Source organism: Pseudomonas sp. LABIM340 (assembly GCF_040017195.2).
In the GTDB taxonomy this organism is placed as follows: domain Bacteria; phylum Pseudomonadota; class Gammaproteobacteria; order Pseudomonadales; family Pseudomonadaceae; genus Pseudomonas.
Window position 1 is genome coordinate 5626282 of record NZ_CM200227.1, and the last position, 15002, is coordinate 5641283.

At 64.5% G+C, this 15002-nt stretch carries 12 protein-coding genes; 8 read left to right on the forward strand and 4 right to left on the reverse strand.

Features of this window, described 5'->3' with window-relative positions; translation table 11 throughout:
* The first annotated feature begins 59 nt into the window (after positions 1–59).
* From acs to ABKS89_RS25960, 8 genes are all read left to right on the forward strand, one after another.
* Positions 60–1997, forward strand: a complete 1938-nt coding sequence (gene acs / locus ABKS89_RS25925; RefSeq protein WP_138214242.1) for an acetate--CoA ligase — start codon at positions 60–62, stop codon at positions 1995–1997.
* Positions 1998–2079: 82 nt separating this feature from the next.
* A complete protein-coding gene (locus ABKS89_RS25930) occupies positions 2080–2958 on the forward strand; it encodes an oxygenase MpaB family protein (protein ID WP_138214241.1) in 879 nt (292 codons plus the stop codon).
* Positions 2959–3056: 98 nt separating this feature from the next.
* Positions 3057–4235: an acetyl-CoA C-acetyltransferase gene (locus tag ABKS89_RS25935; protein WP_348588204.1), complete on the forward strand. Its 1179-nt coding sequence runs from the start codon at positions 3057–3059 to the stop codon at positions 4233–4235.
* Between the two features lie 193 nt (positions 4236–4428).
* Positions 4429–5043: a response regulator transcription factor gene (locus tag ABKS89_RS25940; RefSeq protein WP_045216783.1), complete on the forward strand. Its 615-nt coding sequence runs from the start codon at positions 4429–4431 to the stop codon at positions 5041–5043.
* A gap of 100 nt (positions 5044–5143) precedes the next feature.
* Positions 5144–8260, forward strand: coding sequence for a DUF748 domain-containing protein (locus ABKS89_RS25945; RefSeq protein WP_348588205.1), 3117 nt, complete (start codon positions 5144–5146; stop codon positions 8258–8260).
* 11 nt (positions 8261–8271) lie between these two features.
* A complete protein-coding gene (locus tag ABKS89_RS25950) occupies positions 8272–8562 on the forward strand; it encodes a DUF2845 domain-containing protein (RefSeq protein ID WP_138214238.1) in 291 nt (96 codons plus the stop codon).
* Positions 8559–8882 carry a DUF2845 domain-containing protein gene (locus ABKS89_RS25955; protein WP_348588206.1) on the forward strand — a complete coding sequence of 108 codons (324 nt, stop codon included), beginning with the start codon at positions 8559–8561 and terminating at the stop codon, positions 8880–8882. Before ABKS89_RS25950 ends, ABKS89_RS25955 begins: the two co-directional genes overlap by 4 nt.
* A 73-nt stretch (positions 8883–8955) precedes the next feature.
* Complete coding sequence (locus tag ABKS89_RS25960; protein WP_138214236.1) at positions 8956–10410, forward strand: rhomboid family intramembrane serine protease; 1455 nt, start codon at positions 8956–8958, stop codon at positions 10408–10410.
* Positions 10411–10473: 63 nt separating this feature from the next.
* Here ABKS89_RS25960 and ABKS89_RS25965 read toward each other — a convergent pair whose 3' ends face one another.
* From ABKS89_RS25965 to pnp, 4 genes are all read right to left on the reverse strand, one after another.
* Positions 10474–10671 (reverse strand): CsbD family protein, encoded by a 198-nt coding sequence (locus ABKS89_RS25965; RefSeq protein ID WP_054910617.1) that lies wholly within the window; start codon positions 10669–10671, stop codon positions 10474–10476.
* Between the two features lie 45 nt (positions 10672–10716).
* Entirely contained in the window at positions 10717–11064 is a 348-nt protein-coding gene (locus ABKS89_RS25970) for a BON domain-containing protein (protein WP_081520706.1), read from the reverse strand.
* Positions 11065–11257: 193 nt separating this feature from the next.
* Positions 11258–12679, reverse strand: coding sequence for a hypothetical protein (locus ABKS89_RS25975; RefSeq protein WP_348588207.1), 1422 nt, complete (start codon positions 12677–12679; stop codon positions 11258–11260).
* A gap of 94 nt (positions 12680–12773) precedes the next feature.
* Complete coding sequence (gene pnp / locus ABKS89_RS25980) at positions 12774–14879, reverse strand: polyribonucleotide nucleotidyltransferase (RefSeq protein ID WP_348588208.1); 2106 nt, start codon at positions 14877–14879, stop codon at positions 12774–12776.
* Between the last annotated feature and the right edge of the window lie 123 nt (positions 14880–15002).

Consider the following 15002-nt stretch of genomic DNA (forward strand, 5'->3'; position numbering starts at 1 on the left):
CGCCTGGCCTTGGATGCACCCTTGGGGGCATCTCGGCTCAACAACAACAAGGATTCCCCATGTACGAGATCAGCCTTCACCCCGTGCCGGAGGCCGTACGCAAGCGTGCCTACCTCGACAACGACGCGTACCAGCGCCTCTACAAGCAGTCGGTAGACGACCCGGAAGCCTTCTGGGGCGAGCAGGCCAAGGCCTTCCTCGACTGGTTCAAGCCCTGGCACTCGGTGCACCACGGCGACCTGGCGAAGGGCCAGGCCACCTGGTTCAAGGGCGGCCAGCTCAACGTCACCTACAACTGCATCGACCGCCACCTGGAACAGCGCGCCGAACAGGTCGCGATCATCTGGGAAGGCGACAACCCCAGCGAATCCGCCAACATCACCTACCGCAAGCTGCACAGCCATGTCTGCCGCCTGGCCAACGTGCTCAAGAGCCGCGGCGTAGGGAAAGGCGACCGGGTCTGCATCTACATGCCGATGATCCCCGAGGCGGCCTACGCCATGCTGGCCTGCGCGCGGATCGGCGCGATCCACTCGGTGGTGTTCGGCGGCTTCTCCCCGGACGCCCTGCGTGACCGCATCAACGATGCCGACTGCCGCACCGTGATCACCGCCGACGAAGGCGTGCGCGGCGGCAAGTACGTCCCGCTGAAGAAGAACGTTGAAAAGGCCCTGGCCGACTGCCCGAACGTCTCCACCGTGGTGGTGGTCGAGCGCACCCAGGGCGAGATCCCATGGGTCGAAGGCCGCGACATCTGGTACCACGAGGCGCTGCGCGAAGTCAGCGAGGACTGCGCTCCCGAGCCGATGGACTCCGAGGACCCGCTGTTCATCCTCTACACCTCCGGTTCCACCGGCAAACCCAAGGGCGTGCTGCACACCACCGGCGGCTACCTGCTGGGCGCGGCAATGACCCACAAGTACGTGTTCGACTACCACGACGGCGACATCTACTGGTGCACCGCGGACGTGGGCTGGGTCACCGGCCACAGCTACATCGTCTACGGCCCGCTGGCCAACGGCGCCACCACCCTGATGTTCGAGGGCGTGCCGAACTACCCGGACGCCTCGCGATTCTGGCAAGTGATCGACAAGCACCAGGTGAACATCTTCTACACCGCGCCGACCGCAATCCGCGCCCTGATGCGCGAGGGCGAAGCCCCGGTGCAGAAGACCGACCGCAGCAGCCTGCGCCTGCTTGGCTCGGTCGGCGAGCCGATCAACCCGGAAGCCTGGGAGTGGTACTACAACGTGGTGGGCGAAAAGCGCTGCCCCATCGTCGACACCTGGTGGCAGACCGAGACCGGCAGCATCCTGATTACCCCGCTGCCCGGCGCCACCGACCTCAAGCCCGGCTCCGCCACCCGCCCCTTCTTCGGCGTGCAACCGGTGCTGCTGGATGAGCAGGGCAAGGAAATCGACGGCCCCGGCTCCGGCGTCCTGGCGGTCAAGGCCAGCTGGCCGAGCCAGATCCGCAGCGTCTACGGCGACCACCAGCGGATGATCGATACCTACTTCAAGCCCTACCCCGGCTACTACTTCACCGGCGACGGCGCGCGCCGCGACGAGGATGGCTACTACTGGATCACCGGCCGCGTGGACGACGTGATCAACGTTTCCGGCCACCGCATCGGCACCGCCGAGGTGGAGAGTGCGCTGGTCCTGCACGACTCGGTGGCCGAGGCCGCCGTGGTCGGCTATCCGCACGACCTCAAGGGCCAGGGCATCTACGCCTTCGTCACCACCATGAACGGCATCGAGCCCAGTGATGCGCTCAAGCAGGAACTGCTGGCCCTGGTGAGCAAGGAGATCGGCAGCTTCGCCAAGCCGGAAATGCTGCAATGGGCGCCGGGCCTGCCCAAGACCCGCTCGGGCAAGATCATGCGACGCATCCTGCGCAAGATCGCCTGCAACGAGCTGGAAAACCTCGGCGATACGTCGACCCTGGCCGACCCCAGCGTGGTCCAGGGGCTGATCGACAACCGCCTCAACCATTGATGTGCGCTACAGGCCAAGGGCGCAAAGATGCTAGGTTTAGCAAACAGACCTGTCGTCCTTGCCCCGAGGCCTGTCCGCCGCAATGGAAACCGTCCGCCGTCATATCGAAAGCCAGGTACTCAGCCTGACCGGCCTCGCCCTGGGCGGGGTCGACTTCGAGTCGCCCAAGGGCGATCCCGGCCTGTTCGGGCCGGACTCCGTGAGCTGGAGAGTCCACGGGGACTTCAGCTCGATGCTCATCGGCGGTATCAGCGCCCTGCTCCTGCAGATGCTGCACCCCGCTGCTCTCGGCGGCGTCTGGGACCACTCCAACTTCCGCGCCGACATGCTCGGCCGCCTGCGCCGCACCGGGCAATTCATCTCCGCTACCACCTACGGCTCGCGCAGTGACGCCGATAAGCTGATCGAACGGGTGCGACGCATCCACGACAACGTGCACGGCAAGCTGCCCGACGGCACAGCCTATGCAGCCAGCGACCCGGACCTGCTGACCTGGGTACACGTCGCCGAAGTCAGCTGCTTCCTCGCCTCGCACCTGCGCTACCTGAACCCGGACCTTTCCGGCGAAGAACAGGACCGTTACTACAACGAGATCGCCCTCATCGCCGAGCGTCTCGGCGCACGGGAAATACCACGTTCGCGCGCCGAGGTGGCGGCTTACCTGCAACGCATGCGGCCGCAGCTTCGCTACGACGAACGCACCCGCGAGGTGGTCAGCGTATTGTTCAACGCCCCCGCCCCGAGCTTCCTCGCCAAACCCTTCGGCATGCTGATGATGCGCGCCGGCATCGACCTGCTGCCGGAGTGGGCCACGGACCAGCTCGGCCTCAGCCTGGGCAGTCTGCAACGGCAGCTGATCCGCTCCAGCGTGAGGCGCAGCGTGCCACTGCTGCGCTGGGCGGTACGCAACGGCTCGCTGCACCGCGCACGCCGGCGCATGGGCCTACCCCCTCTGCGCTGAAGCGTGACCACCCGGTTCGGAGGGTGGTGAGCCGGCGGCGGGCATGCAACCATGACCGCTCGCTGCGGCCTCGCCGCTTCCGACAGAGGATTCGTGTCATGCAAGAAGTCGTCATCGTCGCTGCCACCCGTACCGCCATCGGCAGCTTCCAGGGTTCGCTTTCCGCGCTGCCGGCCCATGAACTGGGCGCCGCCGTCATCCGCAGTCTGCTGCAACAGACCAGCCTGGACCCGGCACGTGTCGACGAGGTGATCCTCGGCCAGACCCTGACCGCCGGCGCCGGCCAGAACCCGGCACGCCAGGCCTCCATCGCTGCGGGCCTGCCCAACAGCGTACCGGCGATGACGGTGAACAAGGTCTGCGGTTCCGGCCTCAAGGCACTGCACCTGGCGACCCAGGCGATTCGCTGCGGCGACGCCGATATCGTCATTGCCGGCGGCCAGGAAAGCATGAGCCTCGCTCCCTACGTCATGCCCGGCGCCCGCACGGGCCTGCGCATGGGCCACGCCAAGCTGATCGACAGCATGATCCAGGACGGCCTGTGGGACGCCTTCAACGACTACCACATGGGCATCACCGCCGAGAATCTGGTGGAGAAGTACGGCATCAGCCGCGAGGAGCAGGACGCCTTCGCCGCCGACTCCCAGCGCAAGGCGACCGCGGCTATCGAAGAAGGCCGTTTCAAGGCCGAGATCACTGCCGTCGAGATTCCGCAGCGCAAGGGCGAAACGCTGCGCTTCGATACCGACGAGCAACCGCGCGCCAGCACCACCGCCGAGTCCCTGGCCAAGCTCAAGCCGGCGTTCAAGAAAGACGGCAGCGTAACCGCCGGCAACGCTTCGACCCTCAACGACGGCGCCGCCGCCGTTCTACTGATGAGCGCTGCCAAGGCCGCCGAACTGGGCCTGCCGGTCCTGGCCCGCATCGCCGCCTACGCGAACGCGGGTGTCGATCCGGCGATCATGGGCATCGGCCCGGTCTCGGCCACCCGTCGCTGCCTGGAGAAGGCCGGCTGGCAACTCGCCGACCTGGACCTGATCGAAGCCAACGAAGCGTTCGCCGCCCAGGCACTGTCCGTGGGCAAGGAACTGGGCTGGGATGCTTCGAAGGTGAATGTAAACGGCGGCGCCATCGCCCTCGGCCACCCCATCGGCGCCTCAGGCTGCCGCGTGCTTGTCACCCTGCTCCACGAGATGCTCCGCCGCGACGCGAAAAAAGGGCTCGCGACACTCTGCATCGGCGGTGGACAAGGCGTGGCGCTGGCTTTGCAGCGGTAATAACCGCTGGCTTGCTGCGCAGAATTCACTCTGCGCAGCAAGTCTCCACGCACGCGGGCAGGCCAAGGCCCTCCCAACTTGATTCCCCGCATGCTTTGGGTCCTACGCATAGGAATATTCCGAAGGAGCTTGAACAGCTGGTCTATCTTCAAGGTCAATGCGCGCAGTTATTCAGACTCTAAGGGAGCTAACTATGAAGAAGCGTGTCGTGTTGATCGAAGATCACCCCGCGATGCGCCTGGCCATTCGCTCGCTGCTTGAACAGGATCCCCAGTTCGAAGTGGCTCGTGAAGCGGCCGATGGCCATGGCGGCCTGGATGCTGTCCGCAAGGAGCGTCCGGACCTGGTGATACTCGACCTCAATCTGCCTGGCATGGACGGCCTCGACCTGCTGGCGCGCATCCATATCTTCGACGAGAACATCCGCCTGCTGGTGTTGAGCTCGCAGGATGAACGCCTGTACTCGAGCAAGGTCGAAGCGGCGGGTGCGCATGGATTCGTCAGCAAGAACAAGGACACCAGTGCCATTCTCAACGCCGCGCGCATGCTGGTTTCGGGCTATCGCTGCTTCCCGGAAAAGGCCCTGAGCATCGACAAGAACACCGACCCGGTGGCCAGCCTCACGCCACGGGAGCTGGTCGTGTTGCGCAGCCTGGTGAGAGGCATGAGCAACAAGGACATCGCCGAGGAGCTGTTCCTCAGCCAGAAGACCGTCAGCACCTACAAGACGCGAATTCTTGAGAAGCTGAACCTGGAAAGCCTCGTGGACCTGGTGGAATTTGCCCGCACCCATCGCCTGAATGACTGACAGACATCACTGAAAACCGCGTCCGAAGGCGACTATCGAATCGAAGAATCACAGCCGTGCCATACTCCTGTGGCACGTCACGACGGAAACGACTCTCGCCATGTCCAAAGGATTGAAACGCGCCATCGGCGCGGTAGTGCTGTTGGTCCTCTTCTATTGCCTGCTGGGTTTTCTCATCCTGCCCGGCGTTGGACTGCGGATAGCCAACCAGCAACTGGCCCACTACTCGACCGTTCCGGCGCGTCTGGAGCGCATCGAGTTCAACCCGTTCAGTCTCGAACTCACCCTCTGGGGCCTGCATCTGGGCGCCGACGGGCAGGAGCAGGTACGCTTCCGTCGCCTTTACGCCAACCTCGAACTCGACAGCCTGTGGAAACGCAGGCTGCACCTCGCCGACGTTGAGCTGGACGCACCGCACACCGAGTTGCTGTTCGCCGAGAACGGCACGCTGAACCTGAGCAAACTGTTCAAGCTGCCGCCCAGTGAGCCGGCCCCGGCCAAGGAAGAACCCAGCGATCCGTTCCCGTTGCGCATCGACCGCATCCGCCTCGCCGAAGGCAGCCTGCACTTCCTCGACCGCCGCCCCAGCGAGCCGGTGGAGTTCGTCTTCGACCCGATGGGTTTCGAGCTGCACAACCTCAGCACCCTGCCTGAAGATGGCGCCGAAATGACTCTGGTCGCCACCGGCCCCCACGGCGGCAAGCTCGACTGGAAGGGCGACCTGAGCATCGTGCCCTTCACCTCCAAGGGCAGCTTCACCCTCGACGGCGTGCCGCTGAAGGCCTGGTGGCCCTACGTACGGGACAACGCACCGCTGAACCTGAACAACGGCATCCTCAGCGTGGCCTCCGACTACCAACTTGACCTCTCGAAGGGAACGCAACTCCTGCTGGACAAGGCCGCCATCAAGCTGCGCGACCTGGACCTCAGCTCCCCCGAAGGCAAACCACTGGCCAAGCTCGCCACCCTGGATGTCGCCGAAACCACCCTGGACCTCGTCAAGCAGGAAGTGGTGGTCGGCCAGATCCGCAGCCAGGGCCTGGAAGCCTGGGCGGCGCGGGAGAAGGACGGCCAGCTGGACTGGCAAAAACTCTTCGCCAACTTCAAACCCTACAAGCGCCCCGAGGAGCCCACGCCGCAGGCGCAGGCCGCTCCCGAGCCCGCCCCCGCCGCTGAGGCAGCTGCGCAGCCCGGCAAGGAACCGCCGGCCTCGGCCGAGAAACCGGCAGCCAAGCCCAGTGCTCCCGTCCAGACGGCCCAGACCGAGCCAGCCAAACCAGCCGCTCCGTCCCAGCCAGAAACCAAGCCCGCCGAGGCAGACCAGCCTGCGCAGATGGTCGAGCAGACCAAACCGGCCGAGCCGCAGAAACCATGGCATGTGGTTTTGCGCGACACCCAGCTGCGCGGCTACAAGGCTCACCTGGCCGATCGCGCGCCGGGTAAACCGGTGGCCCTGGAAATCGGCCCGCTGGACCTGGACCTGCAGAACGTCGACAGCGGCCTGACCTCGCCACTGCAGCTCAAGCTCAAGACAGGCCTCGGCCCGCGCGGGCAGATCGAAGCCAGTGGCCAAGTCATCCCCAACCCGGTGAGCGCCAAGCTGAAGGTTTCGACCCGCGACATCGACCTGCGCGTCGCCCAGTCCTACATCGATCCATTCATTCGCCTGGAGCTGCGCAGCGGCCTGCTGTCCAGCGACCTGAACATCGACCTCAAGGGCACCGAGCCGCTGGCCTTCAGCGTCACCGGTAGCGCCCAGGTGACCCAACTGCACACCCTGGACACCCTCAAGAGCCGCGACTTCGTCAAATGGACCAAGCTGACCCTCGACGGCCTGGCGTACAAACATGGCGACAGCCTGGTGATCCAGACCGTTTCCCTGGAAGAGCCCTATGCGCGCTTCATCATCAACGAGGACCGCAGCACCAACGTCAGCGAGCTGATCATTGCGCAACCGGAATCCGCCTCGTCCACAGCGAGCAAGGGCAGCGCTTCGAGCAGTAACAGCAAGCCGCTGGGCATCCGCATCGGCGGCGTGAAGATCAACAACGGTTCGGCCAACTTCGCCGACCTGACCCTGCGCCCGGACTTCGCCACGGCCATCCAGCAACTCGCTGGCGAGATCGGCACCATCGACAACCGCAATCCGGCACCGGCCTCGGTGGACGTGAAGGGCAAGGTCGACAAGTACGCGCCGGTCACCATCAAGGGCAGCCTCAATCCGTTCTCGCCGCTGGAGAAGCTGGATATCGCCACCAGCTTCAAACGCGTCGAGCTGACCACCCTGACGCCCTACTCCGGCAAGTTCGCCGGCTACCGTATCCGCAAGGGCCGGCTGAACCTCGACCTGCATTACCAGATCACCCAGGGCAAGCTCAAAGCCGACAACAAGGTGCTGGTGGAACACCTGCAGCTGGGCGAGAAGGTCGACAGCCCGGATGCCGTGGACCTGCCGGTGAAACTGGCGATCGCCCTGCTCAAGGACGCCAATGGCAACATCGACATCCAGCTGCCGGTGGAAGGTGACCTGAACAACCCGCAGTTCAGCGTCATGCCCATCGTCTGGCAGACCCTGCGCAACCTGGTCGTGCGCGCCGTGCAGGCGCCCTTCAATTTCATCGCCGGCCTGGCTAGTGGCGGTGGCGGGCCGGACCTGAGCAACGTGGTGTTCGCGCCCGGCTCCAGCGAGCTGGACGCCAGCGCCCAGGGCAATCTCGACAAGTTGGCCGAAGCGCTCAAGCAGCGCCCGGCGTTGAAGCTGGAAGTCGAAGGCGTCGCCGCGGCCGCCAGCGACGGCCCGCTGCTGGCCGACAAGCGCCTGAAGCAGGAATACCAGAAGAACTACTACAGCATGTTGCAGCGCCGCGGCGACAAGGTGCCCAGCGACGCGAGCCAGCTGGAGGTACCGGAAGACCTGCAGCCGGTTCTGCTCGAAGGCGTCTTCCGTGCGCGCCTGAAGAAGCAGCCTCCGGCGGAGTGGCAGGACCTGAGCAAGGACGAGCGTTCGGCGAAGATGCGCCAGGCCGTGCTCGACTCCTGGAGCGACAGCCAGTTGCTGCTGCGCAAGCTCGGTCAGGAGCGCGCAACCCAGATCAAGGACTACCTGGTCGCCAAGGGTGGCCTGGGTGACGACCGTATCTACCTCATCGACGTCAGCTTCGGCGAAGCGGAGAATGGTGGCAGTGTGGCCACCCAGCTTCACCTTGATAGCGAATAAGGAGTCGTTCGATGAAAGCCCTGACCTGGACGTCCTGCGCCCTGCTGCTCTGCGCGGCGGGCGCCCAGGCGGAAAGCATGCGCTGCGGAAGCGCCCTGATCAACGCCGGCGACCGCGCCTGGGAAGTCGAGCAGAAGTGCGGCGCACCGGATCACCGTGACGAAGTCGGTTATACCCTCGGCGGTTACGATCGCCGCGAGTACCGGGTCGAGGAGTGGGTCTACGGCCCGCGCAATGGCACCAGCTACATCCTCACCTTCGAAGCCAACAAGCTCAAAAGCATCGAGTTCAAACGCAATTGAAGACGCCCCTCGTACTCCGCCTGGCGGCCCTCCTGCTGCCCCTCACCTTCACGGCCCTTGAGGCACAGGCCGCCAGCCTGCGCTGCAGCAGCAAACTGATCAGCACCGGCGACGTCACCAGCGACGTACTCAGCCGCTGCGGCGAGCCGGTCAGCCGCTCCTTCCTCGGCTACAAGCAGGTACCCGGCCCGCGTTACGGCGAGTCGATGGAAGTAGCCGTGGAAGAATGGATCTACGGCCCCTGGAGCGGCATGCTGTATTTCGTCCGCTTCGAGGGCAACCGCCTGAGCGACATCCAGAGCAAGCGCAGCGGCAACTGACAGCCGTGCTGGCGGGATGCTAGTCTCGCCGCCACTCAAGCACTTACGCCATTCGGGCCAAGGACCGGTCGCCATGGTTATCGTCCCCGCCGAGCACCCGCTGGACTGGAAGAAACCTCCCGTCATCACGCTGCTGCTGATCGTCCTCAACGTCCTGATCTACTTCGGCTACCAGGGTGGCGACAGCACCCGGCGCGAAGAAGCGGTGCGCATCTACCTCGAACAGGACCTGCTCAGCCATGAGCGGCCGTTGTTCAGCGCCTCGCTGGAACGCCGCGACCGCCTGGAAGCCGATCAACAGCGCGCCCTCGAAGGCCTTCCCCGTCAACGGCTGGCCTGGCTGGTGCTCTCGGACCTGGAGTTCGGCCACGAACTGCGCGCCCTGCCCGCCTTCCAGCAGGACGCCGCCTGGCAGGCCTCCCGCCTCAGAGCCGAAGCAGCCCGCGACCAGACCAGCAGCCTGCGCTTCGGCTTCATCCCCGAGCGCTTCACCGTGCAGGGCCTGTTCGGCTCGATGTTCCTGCATGGCAGCTTCTGGCACCTGGCCGGCAACATGGTGTTCCTGTTCATCTTCGGCTTCGCCCTCGAAGCGGCGCTGGGTCGGGCCCTTTATCTGGGCCTCTACCTGTTCAGCGGCCTGTGCTCCGGCCTGCTGTGGTGGGCCCTCGATCCTTCCTGGGTGCCGGGCATCGGCGCCTCGGGCGCGATCTCCGGTCTGATGGGCATGTACATCGGCGTCTACGGCCTGCGGCGCATCCAGTTCTTCTACTGGCTCGGGCCCCTGATGGGCTACCTCAAGGCACCGGCGCTGTGGATCCTGCCACTGTGGCTGGGCAAGGAGCTGTTCGGGCTGGTCCGCGCCGCCGACCATGTGAACTACTACGCGCACATCGGCGGCCTGGTTTCTGGTTTTCTCGCCGTCTGGCTACCGCGCACGCTGGGGCGCATGCCGGTGGACGAGGCCTACCTGAGCAAGGAAGACCCGGACGCCCCGTTCAAGCGCGCCCTGGCGTCGCTGGACGAGCAGATCGGCCGCTTCGCCCTCGACCAGGCCGCCGCACGCGGCCCGGAGCTGCTGCGGCAGTTTCCCGGGCAGCCGGTACTGGTCGAGCGTCTCTACGGCGTCGCCAAGGGGCGGCAGGACCGTGCCCTGATGAGCGAAACCCTCAAGCAGTTGTTCGCCCTGCCACCTTCCGCGACAGCCGACGCGCTGCTACGCCGCCTCGCCGAGGAAAGTGCCGCCAGCGACGCAGGGCTGCTGGCCCATCCGGCGATTCAATTGCACCTGTTGCGCAAACTGCTCCAACGCAACGAATCCGCTCAGGCATTGCACAGCTGGCGGCGCCTGTCGCGCTCGGGCCAACTGCCCGAACCGCTACCCGGCCTGACCCTGCAACTGGCCAAGCAGATGGGGCAGAAACGTGACCTGCAGGCCGTGCGCGAGCTATCGCGCTTCCTCCGCCAGCACTACCCGGATGCCGATCCAACCCGGCAGCTGACGATCTACCAGCAACATCTGGCCCCCTGATCCGCCCATGAAAAAGCCCCGCCGGCGAACCGGCGGGGCCTGGGTCATCCCTGTGTCTGGGCGCTACAGACGGCGGCTGAAATCGCGGACTTCCTCTTCCGCTTTTTCGCGGGTCCAGCCATAGCGCTCCTGCAGTTTGCCTACCAGGTATTCGGCGTGTCCGTCCGCCGCCTGCAGGTCGTCGTCAGTGAGCTTGCCCCACTTTTCCTTGAGCGTGCCGGACAGCTGCTTCCACTTTCCTTTGATGACGTCAGTGTTCATGGCGATCCTCCTCTGAAGGTTGGACAGGGGCGAGGCCGTGCGGCCTTACTCGACAGACTTCAGGCCATCGGCGGAAACCGCTGTCACGCCCTTGATACCTTTGGTGGTCTGAATGGCCAGTTCCTTCTCGGCGTCGGTCTTGACGTTACCCGAGAGGGAAACCACACCCTTGTTGGTCTCGACCTTGATGTTGGTGCCGCTGATGTCCTTGTTGGCGATCAGCGAAGACTTCACCTTGCTGGTGATCCAGGTGTCGGAGACCGCCTCTTCGGTTTTCTGAACTGTCTCGTTAGCGGCCAGAGTCGTCGGCTGGGCGAACACCGAGTTGGCGAACGAGAAGCTCAGGGCGGTTGCAGTGGCAGCGGCGAGAGCCAGTTTGTTGAAACGTTTCATGGCGGTTTCTCCTGAATTATTGGAAAACTGCGGCCCGTGCCTGGCAGCAGTTGCACCAGGACTATCGCAAGCCCTGTGCCATCTTTTCCAATTCAGGAAAATCCTTACAAATCAGTGCGTTGTGAAAACTCCAACAGCCCCCTTCGCTTGCAGTTTGCAAAGCCCGCCGCTGCGCTTCATGCAGCTTGCACGATCAGGTCCCGGAGCTTCGACCCAACTTCGCCAGCACGGCCTCGAGTTGCACCACCTCGCCCATCTGCTCGAACGCCGGGTAGCGCTGCCGAATGAAAGCCAGCAGCTGCTGCGCCGGCTCCACCTGGCCCAGCTGTTCGGAGAAAGCCCGCGCCGCCATCAGATAGGCACGTGGTAGGCCGGGGTACTCCGGGAAGCGCTTGTGCAGGTTGCGCAGCAGGCTCAGCCCCTCGCGGGCCTTGTGGCGCTCGATCAGGACCTCGGCGATGCGCTCGCACACGCTTGGGTCCTCCGGCAGGTAATCTGCCTGCAGCTGCCGGGCATTGAGGAAGGCACTGGCAGCCAGCTGCGGATTGAGCCGGCTGGCCAGGCCCAGATAGTGCGGCAGGTGGTTCAGGCATTCGGCGCGCTCGTTCAGGGCGAAGAGCAACTGGTGATAGCGCTCGTTCAGCTTGAGGTCCTGGCGACCTTCACGCAGGGCGGCGACCAGAATCTCCAGGGCGGCGCCGGTCTGCCCCTCCTTGACCCGCACTTCCGCCTCAGCCAGCGCCTTGCGACGGTGCCATTCCGGCGCGGCAAAGCCGGCTGGTGCGTCTTCCCCGGCGGAGACGTAGCCCAGTTCGCCCTGATACTGGAACACGGCGTAGCCCATCATGGCGCACATCACCACGGCGAAATAACCGGTCAGCCCCGCCACGACCGGGACCATCACCACGCGCGGCAGTCCGTTGGAGAGCAGCCAGCCAACATAGGTGGGCGATTGCCAGAGGATGAACAGGAACACGCAGAGGATAAGGTAACGCCAGCCCATGGCGGCGATGACCTGCCCCACTTCACTGGGGCTGAGCGCAGCGCCCAGGCTCTTGTCCAGGGATAGGCGGATGATGCTCGCCGGCAGCACCAGCATGAGGCCGATGTTGGCGGCCCAGTAGACGGCCTCGCTGTGGAAGTCGGCCGCCAGCCAGAGCAGGACCAGGGCGATCAGGAACACAGCCAGTTGCTGGAAGAAGGTCCGCAAGCTGTCAGCACTGAAGGCTTCGACCAGGCCCGGGGCGTCCTGGCCGCCAAAGCTCGCGGCTTCGATCACGCTGTGCAGGTACTTGGTTGCCACGCTGAGCAGCGCGACCCAGAGCACGATCATCGCCGGCATGAACACGCAGGCCAGTGCCAGCAGGGCGCAGAAGGCCAGCGGCCCGGCCTGGAAGCCGTAGGCGAAGAATTTCGGCAGGCGCTCCCAGAAGGGTTGCGCGGTATTGGCCGCGCCAAGGAAGCGCAGGTGGCCGCGGCACAACGGGCACGCCGGTGCGTACTCAGGAGCGTCGGCGTTGAGCGGAATGCAGCAGTCGCCGTAATGACGCTCGCAGGGCTGGCAATGCCAGGTCGCGGGCTGGGCACTGTGGTAGTGACAGTAACGCTTGTCCATCTCGGGGCATCCTTGGAGCGAGATCGGCGAATAGCGCATTTTCAAGGCAAAAAAAGAGGGCCCGCAAGGGGCCCTCTTTCATTTCACCGATTGCTTACACGCCAGAGGCTTCAGCAGCGGCTACGTCCTTGATGGACAGCTTGATGCGGCCACGGTTGTCCACGTCGAGAACCAGGACTTTGACTTCCTGGCCTTCCTGCAGAACGTCGGTGACCTTGTCGATGCGCTTGTCGCTGATCTGCGAGATGTGCACCAGACCATCCTTGCCCGGCAGGATGTTGACGAAGGCACCGAAGTCCACGATGCGCTCGACCTTGCCGACGTAGATCTTGCCGATTTCGGCTTCCGCGGTGATACCCAGGACGCGCTGCTTGGCGGCCTCGGCAGCTTCCTTGGTTTCGCCGTAGATCTTCACGCTGCCATCGTCCTCGATGTCGATCGAGGCCTTGGTCTCTTCGCAGATGCTGCGAATGGTGGCGCCGCCCTTGCCGATGACGTCGCGGATCTTGTCGGTGTCGATCTTCATCTGGATCATGGTCGGAGCGTTTTCCGACAGCTCGGCGCGCGGAGCGGCGATGATCTGGTTCATCTGACCGAGGATGTTCAGGCGAGCTTCCAGGGCCTGGCCCAGGGCGATCTCCATGATCTCTTCGGTGATGCCGTTGATCTTGATGTCCATCTGCAGGGCGGTAACGCCCTTGTCGGTACCGGCAACCTTGAAGTCCATGTCGCCCAGGTGGTCTTCGTCACCCAGGATGTCGGTCAGGATGGCGAACTTGTCACCTTCCTTCACCAGACCCATGGCGATACCGGCAACCGGCGCCTTGACCGGAACACCGGCGTCCATCAGAGCCAGGGAAGCACCGCAAACGGAAGCCATGGAGCTGGAGCCGTTGGACTCGGTGATCTCGGAAACGACGCGGATGGTGTAGGGGAACTCGTCCTGGGTCGGCAGCATGGCAGCAACACTGCGGCGTGCCAGACGACCGTGGCCGATTTCACGACGGCCCGCGCTGCCCATGCGGCCACACTCGCCTACCGAGAACGGCGGGAAGTTGTAGTGCAGCATGAAGGGGTCTTTGCGCTCGCCTTCGAGGGTGTCGAGCAGCTGCGCGTCACGGGCGGTGCCGAGGGTGGCAACGACCAGAGCCTGGGTTTCGCCACGGGTGAACAGCGCCGAACCGTGGGTCTTGCCCAGTACGCCGACTTCGATACGCAGCGGGCGAACGGTGCGGGTGTCGCGGCCGTCGATACGCGGCTTGCCGTTGACGATGTTTTCGCGAACGGTGCGGTATTCCAGCAGGCCGAAGACGTCTTTGACTTCAGCTGCGGAGAACTGGCCTTCGCCTTCGCCAGCGAACTTGGCGACGATTTCGTCACGCAGGGCGCCCAGGGCGGCATAACGGTCTTGCTTGACGGTGACGGTGTAGGCTTCGGAGATAGCAGCACCGAACTCGGCCTTGATGGCGTTGACCAGGACGGTGTTCTCCACCGGGGCGGTCCAGTTCCAGGTCGGCTTGCCAACTTCGGTAGCCAGCTCGGCAACGGCGCGGATAACCGACTGGAACTCTTCGTGTGCGTAGAGCACAGCGCCCAGCATCTGGTCTTCGGTCAGCTCTTCGGCTTCGGATTCAACCATCAGCACGGCGTCGGAGGTACCGGCCACGACCATGTCGAGGCTGGAGCTCTGCTGCTGCTCGTAGGTCGGGTTGAGGATGTAGCCGATTTCCGGGTGGAAGCCAACACGGGCAGCGCCGATCGGGCCGGCGAACGGAATGCCGGAGATCGCCAGGGCGGCGGAGGTGCCGATCATGGCAGCGATGTCCGGATCGGACTTCTTGTTGGTGGAAACGACGGTGCAGACAACCTGCACTTCGTTCATGAAGCCTTCCGGGAACAGCGGGCGGATCGGACGGTCGATCAGGCGCGAGGTCAGGGTTTCCTTCTCGGAAGGACGGCCTTCACGCTTGAAGAAACCACCGGGGATGCGGCCAGCTGCGTAGGTCTTCTCCTGATAGTGCACGGAGAGCGGGAAGAAGCTCTTGCTCGGGTCGGCCTGCTTGGCGCCGACGACGGTGCAGAGCACGGTGACGTCGTCCATGGTGACCAGGACGGCACCGGTGGCCTGGCGGGCGATGCGGCCAGTCTCGAGGGTTACGGTCGACTGACCGAACTGGAATTTCTTGGTTACCGGGTTCACGGTTGCTCTACCTTCTCTTTAGTTGCCTTGGGGGAAATTGTGGAAATGCCGGGAGTCGGACCCGATTTCATTCCCTGTAAAAGCGAGAAAGCCGGGAGCCAGAGCCGATGAGCGGTTTACACC

Coding starts and splice junctions, on each gene's coding strand:
- acs (WP_138214242.1), top strand. CDS start 60: ATGTACGAGATCAGCCTTCACCCCGTGCCGGAGGCCGTACGCAAGCGT.
- ABKS89_RS25930 (WP_138214241.1), top strand. CDS start 2,080: ATGGAAACCGTCCGCCGTCATATCGAAAGCCAGGTACTCAGCCTGACC.
- ABKS89_RS25935 (WP_348588204.1), top strand. CDS start 3,057: ATGCAAGAAGTCGTCATCGTCGCTGCCACCCGTACCGCCATCGGCAGC.
- ABKS89_RS25940 (WP_045216783.1), top strand. CDS start 4,429: ATGAAGAAGCGTGTCGTGTTGATCGAAGATCACCCCGCGATGCGCCTG.
- ABKS89_RS25945 (WP_348588205.1), top strand. CDS start 5,144: ATGTCCAAAGGATTGAAACGCGCCATCGGCGCGGTAGTGCTGTTGGTC.
- ABKS89_RS25950 (WP_138214238.1), top strand. CDS start 8,272: ATGAAAGCCCTGACCTGGACGTCCTGCGCCCTGCTGCTCTGCGCGGCG.
- ABKS89_RS25960 (WP_138214236.1), top strand. CDS start 8,956: ATGGTTATCGTCCCCGCCGAGCACCCGCTGGACTGGAAGAAACCTCCC.
- ABKS89_RS25965 (WP_054910617.1), bottom strand. CDS start 10,671: ATGAACACTGACGTCATCAAAGGAAAGTGGAAGCAGCTGTCCGGCACG.
- ABKS89_RS25970 (WP_081520706.1), bottom strand. CDS start 11,064: ATGAAACGTTTCAACAAACTGGCTCTCGCCGCTGCCACTGCAACCGCC.
- ABKS89_RS25975 (WP_348588207.1), bottom strand. CDS start 12,679: ATGGACAAGCGTTACTGTCACTACCACAGTGCCCAGCCCGCGACCTGG.